The organism is Kitasatospora sp. NPDC059146 (genome assembly GCF_042786665.1).
Taxonomy (GTDB): Bacteria; Actinomycetota; Actinomycetes; order Streptomycetales; family Streptomycetaceae; genus Kitasatospora.
The window spans coordinates 1-11,191 of record NZ_JBHZCY010000199.1; the positions used below are offsets into that span (position 1 = coordinate 1).

Sequence of the window (11,191 nt, forward strand, 5' to 3'; positions counted from 1 at the left end):
GGGCCCCTCCGGTGCACCGGAGGGGGCCTCTGCGCGTCCGACCGGCCGTCAGCCGCCCCGAGCCGAAGGGGCGCGCCGGTGCCGAAAGGGAGAAGCGAGGGAGCGAGGAACGAGCGAGGGAGCGCCGACCGTCGGCACCGGGTCGGAGCGCCCCGGAGGCGAGGGGCGACCAACACAGCAACGCCGAAGACCGGTCCGGCGCCCAGGGGCGTCAGGACCGGTCAGGCGAAGCTGCGGTTACGAGCGGCGGGAGGCCTGCGACGGCCCGGTGCCCGGCTCGCTGTCGTCCTCGTCGTCGAGGTCGGCGTAGCGGGCGGCGTACTCCGCGTACGGGTCGTCGTCCTCCACCTCCTCGATCGGCTCAGGGTCGATCGGAGCGGTGGACGGCGATGCGCCCAGCTCGTTGGACAGACGGTTAGCATCGAACCCGCCGCTGTTGTACTTCAGCTCGCGGGCGACCTTCGTCTGCTTGGCCTTGGCCCGGCCGCGCCCCATGGGTCGACCCCCTCAACGATGGGGCTCACGGCCCCGAGTCTGACACGTGTTCATGATCAGGACCGGCCTGCCCGAATGGGAGGACCGTCCCTTGGAGCATTAACGGTACCTGTTTCCGCCGCTGGACGGTACGTCGTGGTTGTGACGTGGCGCGCACTGACCGCACCCGAGACCAGGTCTTCCCAGGTCAGGGGAGGTTTTGCGGCGATTTGCACGCTGTCCAGAGGTGTCTCGGGTCCGTCGTTCCAGGACTGATTATCCCCCCTACGGGGGCGTTGGATCACCTGATCGGACGCAGAAGTGAGAATCCGGTTCCACATCGTGATGCGCGGGGGGCCGGAGGTGGCGGCCCCCCGCGCATCAGGCGCCCGGGAGGGATCCGGAGGGGGTCCGGGCGGAGCCGGACCGGCCCGCCGGATCAGCCGCGGCGCGAGCCCGGCAGCAGGACCGTGCGCAGCGCGCTGATCTCGCGCATCCGCTTCTCGGCCAGGCGGTCCGCGGCGACGGCCGGCGGGATGCCGTCGGAGGCGGCCCGGGTGAAGATCTCCAGGGTGGTGTCGAAGATCTTGGTGGCCTTGTTCTTGGCCCGCTCGAAGTTGAAGCCGTCGATCTCGTCGGCGACCTGGATCACGCCGCCGGAGTTCACCAGGTAGTCGGGGGCGTAGAGGATGCCGCGGTCGGCCAGGTCCTTCTCGACGCCCGGGTGGGACAGCTGGTTGTTGGCCGCACCGCAGACGATCGAGGTGCCGAACCCGCCGAGCGCGGCGACCACGTCGTCGGTCAGCGCGCCGCCGAGGGCGCACGGGGCGTAGACGTCCAGCTCGGCCCGGAGCAGGGCGGCGGTGTCGGCGACCACCTCCACCTCGGGGTGGGCGGCGCGCACCCGGTTGACGGCCGCCTCGAACGGGTCGGTGACGACGACGGTGGCGCCGTCCGCGACCAGGTGGCCGACCAGGTAGTGGCCGACCTTGCCGACGCCCGCGACGCCGACCCGCTTGCCGCGCAGGGTCGGCTGGCCCCAGCGGGCCTGGGCGCTGGCGCGCATGCCCTGGAAGACGCCGAAGGCGGTCAGGATGGAGGAGTCGCCGGCGCCGCCGTGCTCGGGCGAGCGGCCGGTCACGAACTCGGTCTCGCGCGCGACGACGTCCATGTCCTGGACGTAGGTGCCCACGTCGCAGGCGGTGATGTAGCGGCCGCGCAGCGACTCGACGAAGCGGCCGTAGGCGCGGAGCATCGCCTCGTTCTTGTCCTTGTTCGGGTCGCCGATGATGACGGCCTTGCCGCCGCCGAGGTCGAGCCCGGCCAGCGCGTTCTTGTAGGACATGCCGCGGGACAGGTTCAGCGCGTCCTCCAGGGCCGCCTCCTCGGAGGCGTACGGGAAGAAGCGGGTGCCGCCGAGGGCGGGGCCGAGCGCGGTGGAGTGGATGGCGATGATCGCCTTGAGACCGGAGCTGCGGTCGTGGCAGAGGACGACCTGCTCGTGGCCGTCGCCGGGGGCGCCGTCCTGCTCGGTCCGGAAGATCCTGCTGAGCACACCGGGTGCGGGGTGCGTGGCGGGGGTCTGTACGTCGGTCACTGTGGTGACTCCAGTATCGAGGGCCCGCTGCTGTGGTGCGGGCGTCTGGGGCGAAAGCGTAGTCGCGCGCGCGGGCCCGACCGGCCCTCTTGTCCGAGCTTGTGCCCATTGTCCGAGGAGTGAGACGCGAGGGGGCCGGAGTCCGGGCGCGAACGGTTCGGGGTCGCGCCCTCCCGGGGCCGGGCGGCGCGTGCGACCATGCAGGACGTGACCGTCGTGCGCACCTCCGTACTGCCGCCCTACGCGGCCCACCTGCGGGTCTACGAGCCGCTGGCGGCCTATCCGGAGCCCGAGCGGGCGCACTGGCAGGCCTACGCCGCGGAGCACGGGCCGGACGCCGCCGCGGCGGAGCAGTCGGTCGCGGCGGCGGTGCTGGAGGAGCAGCGGGCCGCCCTGGTGGAGCTGGCCGCCCGCACGCCCCGGGCGCTGCCGGAGCAGGAGAGCGGCCGGGCGTACCTGCGGACCGTGGACGGCGTACTGTACGTGTGCCCGTGGGCGACCAGGCTGCGCAGTTGGCAGGCGCTGGAGGAGCTGCGGGCGGGGGCCCCGGTGGCGCTGGTGGACACCGCGGTGCCGCCGGTGACCCGGGCGGCCGCCGAGGCGGACCGGGAGCGCTGGCTGGCCGGGCACCCGGACGCCCGGCCGTGGATCCTCACCAGCCGGTGGGAGGTCCCGGTGCGCTGGTTCCTGCCGTTCGGGGACGAGGACCGGTGCTTCGTTCCGGGGGGAGCGGGCACGGAGGAGGGGGAGCGGGGGAGGCCGGCGGCGCTGTTCTACCTGGTGCCGATGGCCCAGGCGCGGCGCCGGGTGGCACGGGCCTACCGGGCGCTGCGCGAGGCGGTGCCGGACGGGGAGCTGGTGCGCGGGGCGGAGCGGGTCGGGCGGTGGCTGGAGGAGTTCCATCCGCGCTCGCTGGTGGAGCTGGACTACGGGGGGCTGGTGCATCTGCTGGGGCCGGAGCGGTTGTTGGCGGACCGTTCGGCGGGGGAGCTGGAGGACGGGCTGCGCGCGCTGCGGGCCGGGGACACCGCGGAGGCGCTGCGGGCGTACGGGGAGCTGACGGGGCGGTGGCAGCGGGTGCTGGCGCTGCGGCACGCGAACTGACGTCGGACCTCCCGTGTATGACTGTCAGAGGTCTTTGGTCCACAACGGTGCCGACCAAGGTCCCGGTTCGGGTCAATAGCTGTCGAACGTGACACTACTCACCGTTGACGCGAACTAACCCCTATGTGCAAAAATGGGACAACCAGCCCAACTTCACGTGAGCGTGCCCACTTTTGGGTGGTTCTGGAGTCGATGCGTGCTTTACGGGGAAACGGAGGGTCTGGTCCCCTCGTAACCGGACGTCACGGCCGTGTGACTGTCCGTTATGGGGTGGTCCATCGCCATCCGTCGGCCTTGAACCCGTGAGGGGTCAATTTTGGCGGTTTGGTCGATAGGGCTGGACGGATGGTGTAGTTGTAGACACCAGGACAAGCCGTTCGTCCTATAACCGACTCGGCCCGTCTATGCCATTTCGGGCATCGCGGGCCAAGGTGCAGAATTTGAAGGATAGAACCGCCCTGGTTCGGTTCTCCCGAGGAGGCCGCTCATGACCGCTCGTACCCCTGATGCTGAGCCGCTGCTGACGCCGGCAGAGGTTGCCACCATGTTCCGCGTGGACCCGAAGACGGTCACCCGCTGGGCCAAGGCCGGCAAGCTCACGTCGATCCGCACGCTCGGCGGTCACCGCCGCTACCGTGAGGCGGAGGTGCGCGCTCTGCTGGCGGGGATTCCCGCTCAGCGCACTGAGGCCTGATAGGCCAAAGGCTCTTTCGAAGGGGCCGCTTACCGGACTCCGCCGGGTCCGGTAAGCGGCCCCTTTGTCATACCCGGCGACGGCCCCCCAACGGTCGGAATGCTGAACTCCGGATAACGATTCGGTGCGCATGGTGCGGGGGGGATTTACAGTGAATAACAGTGCAATTTTACATATTAAATTAGTGGAGTCCGGAACGGGTCGTTTCGAGGGCGGTTTCACGGGGGTGCGGGTGACGACCGTCACGCGTTCAACCACTTGTGGTCCGGATCCGGTGCGGAGTAAGGGCCGTACGGCCAAACGCGAGAGGCCCGGAACCTTGACGATTCCGGGCCTCTCGCACTGCGGCGATCCTGACGGGACTTGAACCCGCGACCTCCACCTTGACAGGGTGGCGAGCTAACCAACTGCTCCACAGGACCAGAGTGTTCTGATCTCGTTCACCCGCTTGCCGCGCTGCGAACAAGACAGACTGTAGCCCATGGTGGGCCCCCAGGTCGAACTGGCTCCTGAGGGCCCCACGGCGCACCCGCAGCTCAGCGGTGCCGCCCGGGTCACAGCGTGGCCCGGGCCGCCTCCATCGCCTTGGTGATCCGCTTCTCCGAGACCGGGCTCGGCGTGCCCAGCCCCTGGGCGAAGAAGCTGACCCGCAGCTCCTCGATCATCCAGCGGATCGCCAGCACCTCCGCGGAGGGCTGCTGCCCGGCCGGCACGGCGGCCAGCAGCTCCCCGTACGCCTGCTGCACCTGCTGGACCTTCAGTAGCTGCTGGGCGTCCCGCTGCGGGTGGTTGGGCAGCGCCTCCAGCCGGCGGTCCACCGCCAGCAGGTAGCGCTTGAGGTCGGGCAGCCGCTGCCAGCCGGTGGCGGTCACGAAGCCCGGGTGCACCAGCGAGGCCAGGTGCAGCCGGACGTCGTTCACCGCGTTCAGCAGCACCGGGCTGCTCACCGACTTCAACCGGGTCGAGGCCTTGTGGAAGGCGATCAGCGCGGTGGCCGTCTTGAGCGTGGTGTCCGCGGACAGGTCGTACAGGTCCGTCCGCACCTTGTCGTGCAGCTTGGCGAAGGCCGCCTCGTCCCAGGCCGGGCCGCCGGACAGCGTCATCAGCCGGTCCGTCGCGGCGGCGACCACGTCCTCGAACAGGGCGGCGATCGAGCCGTGCGGGCTGTGCGAGAGCGCCAGCTTGGCCTGGTTGCCCAGCCGGCCCTGGATCGACTTGGCCGGGGAGGTGGTGGTCAGCATCAGCAGCCGGCGGGTGCCCGCCCACATCGCCTGCGCCTGCGCCGGCGGGGTGTCGAACAGCTTCACGCCGACCGTGGCGCCCTCGTCCACCAGCGCCGGGTAGGCGCGCAGCGAGTGGCCGCGGGAGCGCTGCTCGAAGGTGCGCTGGAGCACCGGCAGCCCGGCCGGCCAGGCGGTCAGCCCGCTCTGCTCGATGCCCTGCCCGGAGGCGGCCGAGGAGAGCGTCTCCTTGAGCTTGGGCTTGAGCCTCAGCCGCAGCTCCTCCAGGTCCTTGGACTCGGCCAGCCGGCGCTTCCCGTCCACCACCCGGAAGGTCACCTTGAGGTGCTCCGGGACCCGCTCGTCGTCCCAGGCCTCCGGGGGCACCGTGACGGCCGTCAGGCGCTTGAGGGCGTGCTCCAAGGACGGCAGCAGCGGTTCCTGGCGGTCCTTCACCGCGCGCAGCGCCGCCCGGGCGAAGTCCGGGGCCGGCACGAAGTTGCGCCGGATCGCCTTCGGCAGCGACTTGATGTACGCGGTGACCAGCTCCTCCCGCAGACCGGGGATCTGCCAGTCGAAGCCCTCCGCGGTGACCTGGTTGAGCACCGGCAGCGGGATGTGGACGGTCACGCCGTCCGCGTCGCTGCCCGGCTCGAACTGGTAGGTCAGCCGGAAGCGCAGCTTGCCCTGCTGCCAGTGGTCCGGGTAGTCGGCCTCGGTGACGCCGTCCGCGGCGTCGTTGATCAGCATCGACTTCTCGAAGTTCAGCAGGTCCGGCTGCTCGTGCCGGGCCTTCTTCCACCAGGAGTCGAAGTGCCGGGTGGAGACGACCTCCTCGGGCAGCCGGGCGTCGTAGAAGTCGAACAGGGTCTGGTCGTCCACCATGATGTCCCGGCGGCGGGCCCGGTTCTCCAGCTCCTCGACCTCGCCGAGCAGCTTGCGGTTCTCGGCGAAGAACCTGTGGTGGGTCTCCCAGTCGCCCTCGACCAGCGCGTTGCGGATGAACAGCTCGCGACAGAGCTCCGGGTCGATCCGGCCGTAGTTGATCTTCCGCTGGGCGACGATCGGCACCCCGTAGAGGGTCACCTTCTCGTAGGCCAGCACGGCACCGGACTTCTTCTCCCAGTGCGGCTCGCTGTAGCTGCGCTTGATCAGGTGCCCGGCCAGCGGCTCGACCCACTCGGGCTCGATCTTCGCGTTGATCCGGGCCCACAGCCGGGAGGTCTCCACCAGCTCGGCCGACATCAGCCAGCGCGGCGGCTTCTTGAACAGGCCGGAGCCCGGGAAGACCGCGAAACGGGCGCCGCGGGCGCCGCCGTACTCGCGCTTCTCCACGTCGAACAGGCCGATGTGGGAGAGCAGTCCGGCCAGCAGCGACTGGTGGATCCGGTCCGCGTCCGGCTCGGCGTCGGGATGCGGCTCCTCGATCGTCACGCCCAACTGCTTCGCCACGGTGCGCAGCTGGGTGTAGACGTCCTGCCACTCCCGTATCCGCAGGTAGTTGAGGAACTCGGACTTGCACATCCGGCGGAAGGCCGAGGAGGAGAGCTCCTTCTGCTGCTCCCGGACGTAGCGCCACATCGCCAGGTAGGACAGGAAGTCGGAGGTCTCCGAGGTGAACCGGCGGTGCCGTTCGTCGGCGGCCTGGCGCTTCTCGGCCGGGCGCTCGCGCGGGTCCTGGATGGACAGCGCGGCGGCGATCACCATGACGTCCCGGACGCAGCCGTTCCGGTCCGCCTCCAGCACCATGCGGGCCATCCGCGGGTCGACCGGGAGCTGGGCCAGCTTGCGGCCGAGCGCGGTCAGCCGCTTGCGCGGGTCCTTCTCCTCCGGGTCCAGCGCGCCCAGTTCGTGCAGCAGGTGGACGCCGTCCTTGATGTTGCGCGAGTCCGGCGGGTCCAGGAACGGGAAGGCGGAGATGTCGCCCAGGCCCGCCGCGGTCATCTGCAGGATCACCGAGGCCAGGTTGGTGCGCAGGATCTCGGCGTCGGTGAACTCCGGGCGGGAGAGGAAGTCCTCCTCCGAGTAGAGCCGGATGCAGATGCCGTCCGAGGTGCGGCCGCAGCGGCCCTTGCGCTGGTTGGCGCTGGCCTGGCTGATCGCCTCGATCGGCAGCCGCTGCACCTTGGTGCGGTGGCTGTAGCGGGAGATCCGGGCGTTGCCCGGGTCGATCACGTACTTGATGCCGGGGACGGTCAGCGAGGTCTCGGCCACGTTGGTGGCCAGCACGATCCGGCGGCTGCTGGAGCGCTGGAACACCCGGTGCTGCTCGGCCGAACTGAGCCGGGCGTACAGCGGGAGGATCTCGGTGCCGCGCAGTTTCAGCTTGGTGAGGGCGTCGGCGGTGTCGCGGATCTCGCGCTCGCCGGAGAGGAAGACCAGGATGTCGCCCGGGCCCTCGTCCTGGAGCTCCTGGGCGGCCTCGCAGATCGCCTGGATCTGGTCGCGGTCGCGGTCCGCCTCGTCGGCCTCGTCGTCGCCGTCGTCCAGGACGGGGCGGTAGCGGACCTCGACCGGGTAGGTGCGGCCGGACACCTCGATCACCGGGGCGTCGCCGAAGTGCCGGGCGAAGCGCTCCGGGTCGATGGTCGCGGAGGTGATCACGACCTTGAGGTCGGGGCGGCGGGGGAGCAGCTGCTTGAGGTAGCCGAGCAGGAAGTCGATGTTGAGGCTGCGTTCGTGCGCCTCGTCGATGATCAGGGTGTCGTACTGGCGCAGGTCCCGGTCGGTCTGGATCTCCGCCAGCAGGATGCCGTCCGTCATCAGCTTGACCAGGGTGTCCCGGCCGACCTGGTCGGTGAACCGGACCTTCCAGCCGACCGCCTCGCCGAGCGGGGTGTCCAGCTCCTCCGCGACGCGCTCCGCCACCGTGCGGGCGGCGATCCGGCGCGGCTGGGTGTGGCCGACCAGGCCGCGGACGCCGCGGCCCAGCTCCAGGCAGATCTTCGGGATCTGGGTGGTCTTGCCGGAACCGGTCTCACCGGCGACGATCACCACCTGGTGGTCCCGGATCGCCGCCAGGATGTCGTCCTTCTTCTGGCTGACCGGGAGCTCGGCGGGATAGGTGATCTTCGGCACGGCGGCCCGGCGCTGCTCGACCAGCAGCTCGGCGCGGTCGATCTCGGCGGCGATCTCGGCGGCGACCTGCTGACGGGCCTCCGGCTTGCGGACCCGGCGGGCCCCCTCCAGCCGGCGCCCGATCCGCACCTCGTCGCGAAGGGTCAGCTCGGGCAGGCGGGCGGCCAGCTCACCGATTCCGGGACCCTCGGCGGGAACGGAGGCGGACTGGACTGCGGGAGAACTCACTGCGGGCATCCCTCTAGGTTCGCAAGGAGGCACGGCGGAGCGCACCTCGGTTTTCGAGCCCCTCCAGTGTCACAGCCGCCGGTGCCCAATCGCGAACGCCGGGCGCCCCGGTCGCGCGGGCCGCGCGGAACGCGTCCGGCGGGCCGGGCGGAACGCCTTCGACGGGCCGGGCAACGATCCACGGCGGTTCCGGACTCTGGAGGGGGAGGAGGTGCTCATGGGAGCCCACGAGACCGCACGGGACGAGGAGTTCCGGGCGTTCACCGGCAGTGCGTGGTCACGGCTGCTGCGGACGGCCTACCTGCTGGCGGGGGACCGGCACGGCGCCGAGGACCTGGTCCAGCAGGCGCTGGAACGGGCCTACGTGCACTGGAACAAGGTCCGGGCGGCCGACGACCCGAACGCCTACGTGCGCCGCATCCTGATCAACGAGCACGCCCGGCGGTACCGGCGCAGACCGGTCGAGTACCTGGTCGAGGCCTTCCCCGACCGGCCCGCCCCGGCCGGCCCCGACCCGGACGACCGGGCCGTGCTGCTCGGCGCCCTCGCCGCCCTGCCGCCGCGCCAGCGGGAGGCCGTCGTCCTGCGGTACTGGGAGGACCTCAGCGAGTCCCAGACCGCGGCCGCGATGAACTGCTCGGTCGGCACGGTGAAGAGCCAGGCCGCCCGGGGGCTGGCCAAACTGCGGGAGTCCTCCTCACTCAACGGACTGGCCAGCATCGGAGGTAGCAGCAGATGAGCACGGAGTCCATGCCCGGGGACGAGGACGTGGAGGCGGCCGAGGCCGTGGTCTCGTGGGAGCTGGGCGAGCTGGCCGACAGCGTCGAGGCCGGGCCGGTGCCGTACGACCGGCTGCTGGCCGGCGGGCGGCGGCGGCTGCGGCGGCGCCGGCTGCTGACCGGGGCGGCGGTCGCCGGGCTGGTCGTCGCGGTCGGCGGGGCGGGGACGCTGATCGGCGGCCCGGGCACGGTGTTCGGCGGGTACGGGCGGGGCGCCGGCAGCGCCTCGGTGGCGGCGGTCCCGCCGGCGGCCGTCTCCCCGGCGGCTCCGGGCGCCCCGTCGGCGCCGGAGCTGCCGGGGCCCGGGGTGGCCCCGGTGTCCCCGACGGTCTCCTCGGCCGGAGCCGCCCCGACGGCCTCCGCGACGCCCTCGCCGTCCCGGCCGGCCCGGGACCCGTTCTCGCCGCTGCGGGTCAAGATCAACGAAGGCACGGTGAGCGGCCACGCCCTGGAAGCCTGGATCGCCCTGTGGCCGGCCGCGCCCACCGCGGCGGACGGCCTGGCCCAGGCCCGGCTGATCCAGCAGGAGCGGAGAACCGTCGACCCGCGCCTGCCGGACGACCCCCAGGGGGGCGGCCTCCAGCCCTGGACCCCGAACACCGACCGGGCCGAGGTCTATCTGACCGTGGACGGCAAACGGCAGCCGGGCGACTTCGTCGACCCGGTTCCCGGCCCGGGCGGGACGGCGCAGGACGATCAGGGTGCCGTGATCGGCAGCCGCGGGCTCAACCGCGTCGTCGACACGGGGGGCAGCCCGCAGATGGTGGTCGTCAAGGCCCGGCCCGAGGTCGAGAGGGTCGTGGTCAAGTGGGAGAGCGGCATGGTCATCGAGACGGAGCCGGTGGCGGTCGGCGACTCCCCGGTCCGCTGGTACGCCGTCATCCGCATCCCGGCACCCGGCAACAACACCGTCGTCTCCTACGCGGCCGACGGATCGGTGCTGCGGACCCAGAAGGCCTGGTGGTGAGCGGGGCCGGAGCTCAGGGCTGGAGCGCGGCCTCGTCGGCGTCCGGGAGCCAGTCCCGGGCCGGGTCGTACTCCAGCCACCGGCTGCGGGCCGCCTCCGCGGTGAACGCCCCCAGCAGGAAGTCCAGTTGGCGGCCCCGGTCGGCGTCCCGGTCGGAGCGCCAGAGCAGCGACCAGGCGTAGAGGGGGGTCGGGCCGGCCAGGGGAACGGTCCGCACGCCCGGGCGGCCGGGCAGCGGGCCGTCGGCCGGCACCAGCGAGAAGCAGGTCGGATCCGCGGCGACCTGGTCCAGGAAGTGCTCCAGGCCGAGGTTGGTCGAACCGACCCGGCCGTCGATGCCGAACCGGGTGGCGAAACGGGTCAGGAAGTCCAGGCGGTCCACCGCCGCCGGGTAGCGCAGCACGCTGCCGCGCAGATCCGTCGGGGCCAGGGCGTCGCGGCCCGCCAGCGGATGGTCGGCGCTCAGCAGGGCGTCCACCGGCTCCAGGCGGACCAGGCGGTGCGTCAGACCGGCATCGGTGCCGCCGGGGAGGGCGTGCACCCGGCCGAACCCGGCATCCGACTCGCCGCGCAGCACCGCGGCCGCCACGGAGGGCAGGTCGCGGCCGGGCACCGGCTCCACCTCCAGGCCCGGCGCCGCGTCCACCGCCTGGGCGAGGGTGCGCATCGGGGCGTACAGGTGGCCCCACACGTCGATCCGCAGGGGCCGCCCGGCACCTGCCACCGCCGCCACGGCCCGCTCTCCCTGGGACAGCAGGCGGCGGGCGGGCTCCAGGAACCGGGTGCCCGGTGCGGTCAGGGTCACCCCGCGGGCGCCGCGTTCCAGCAGGCGGACGCCGAGGGCGGCCTCCAGGCGGGCCACCCGCTTCGACAGGCCCTGCTGGGTGATGCCCAGGCGGCCGGCGGCGCGGCCGAAGTGGAGTTCTTCGGCGGTTGCGGTGAAGGCTCTTACCTGTGCCAGATCCAGATCCACCTCGGCACCCTAGCGGGTGCCGTTGTGGGGGGTGGAGGCCGCTGCGCGGGGCTGTTGGTGGGTGGGGGGCTTTCGGG

Annotated in this window: 8 protein-coding genes and 1 tRNA gene; 4 read left to right on the forward strand and 5 right to left on the reverse strand. The window is 72.0% G+C overall.

Annotated features, from left to right (window positions below; translation table 11 throughout):
• Positions 1–237: 237 nt before the first annotated feature.
• Together ACFXPX_RS41830 and ACFXPX_RS41835 are read right to left on the reverse strand one after the other, a co-directional pair.
• Complete coding sequence (locus ACFXPX_RS41830) at positions 238–495, reverse strand: DUF3073 domain-containing protein (protein ID WP_375896303.1); 258 nt, start codon at positions 493–495, stop codon at positions 238–240.
• Between the two features lie 418 nt (positions 496–913).
• Positions 914–2,071: a Glu/Leu/Phe/Val dehydrogenase dimerization domain-containing protein gene (locus tag ACFXPX_RS41835; protein ID WP_380525579.1), complete on the reverse strand. Its 1,158-nt coding sequence runs from the start codon at positions 2,069–2,071 to the stop codon at positions 914–916.
• 207 nt (positions 2,072–2,278) lie between these two features.
• Here ACFXPX_RS41835 and ACFXPX_RS41840 point away from each other — a divergent pair, with 207 nt between their 5' ends.
• Both ACFXPX_RS41840 and bldC read left to right on the forward strand, forming a co-directional pair.
• Positions 2,279–3,175: a hypothetical protein gene (locus ACFXPX_RS41840; RefSeq protein WP_375896309.1), complete on the forward strand. Its 897-nt coding sequence runs from the start codon at positions 2,279–2,281 to the stop codon at positions 3,173–3,175.
• Between the two features lie 487 nt (positions 3,176–3,662).
• On the forward strand, positions 3,663–3,869 hold the full coding sequence (gene bldC / locus ACFXPX_RS41845) for a developmental transcriptional regulator BldC (RefSeq protein WP_014137253.1): 207 nt from the start codon (positions 3,663–3,665) through the stop codon (positions 3,867–3,869).
• Positions 3,870–4,217: 348 nt separating this feature from the next.
• Here the strand turns inward: bldC and ACFXPX_RS41850 are convergent.
• Both ACFXPX_RS41850 and hrpA read right to left on the reverse strand, forming a co-directional pair.
• A tRNA-Asp gene (locus tag ACFXPX_RS41850) sits at positions 4,218–4,291 on the reverse strand.
• Positions 4,292–4,423: 132 nt separating this feature from the next.
• Positions 4,424–8,404 (reverse strand): ATP-dependent RNA helicase HrpA, encoded by a 3,981-nt coding sequence (gene hrpA / locus ACFXPX_RS41855; RefSeq protein WP_380525578.1) that lies wholly within the window; start codon positions 8,402–8,404, stop codon positions 4,424–4,426.
• Positions 8,405–8,612: 208 nt separating this feature from the next.
• Between hrpA and ACFXPX_RS41860 the strand changes: the two genes are divergently transcribed.
• On the forward strand, positions 8,613–9,134 hold the full coding sequence (locus ACFXPX_RS41860; RefSeq protein ID WP_375896314.1) for a SigE family RNA polymerase sigma factor: 522 nt from the start codon (positions 8,613–8,615) through the stop codon (positions 9,132–9,134).
• Positions 9,131–10,141: a hypothetical protein gene (locus ACFXPX_RS41865; RefSeq protein ID WP_375896317.1), complete on the forward strand. Its 1,011-nt coding sequence runs from the start codon at positions 9,131–9,133 to the stop codon at positions 10,139–10,141. Before ACFXPX_RS41860 ends, ACFXPX_RS41865 begins: the two co-directional genes overlap by 4 nt.
• Before the next feature lie 13 nt (positions 10,142–10,154).
• Here the strand turns inward: ACFXPX_RS41865 and ACFXPX_RS41870 are convergent, their stop codons facing one another.
• Positions 10,155–11,114: a LysR family transcriptional regulator gene (locus tag ACFXPX_RS41870; RefSeq protein WP_380525577.1), complete on the reverse strand. Its 960-nt coding sequence runs from the start codon at positions 11,112–11,114 to the stop codon at positions 10,155–10,157.
• Positions 11,115–11,191 lie beyond the last annotated feature (77 nt).

What these genes read in the sequence shown, in the direction of transcription:
- ACFXPX_RS41830 (WP_375896303.1), bottom strand. Translation starts at nt 495, where the DNA reads ATGGGGCGCGGCCGGGCCAAGGCCAAGCAGACGAAGGTCGCCCGCGAG.
- bldC (WP_014137253.1), top strand. Translation starts at nt 3,663, where the DNA reads ATGACCGCTCGTACCCCTGATGCTGAGCCGCTGCTGACGCCGGCAGAG.
- hrpA (WP_380525578.1), bottom strand. Translation starts at nt 8,404, where the DNA reads ATGCCCGCAGTGAGTTCTCCCGCAGTCCAGTCCGCCTCCGTTCCCGCC.
- ACFXPX_RS41860 (WP_375896314.1), top strand. Translation starts at nt 8,613, where the DNA reads ATGGGAGCCCACGAGACCGCACGGGACGAGGAGTTCCGGGCGTTCACC.
- ACFXPX_RS41865 (WP_375896317.1), top strand. Translation starts at nt 9,131, where the DNA reads ATGAGCACGGAGTCCATGCCCGGGGACGAGGACGTGGAGGCGGCCGAG.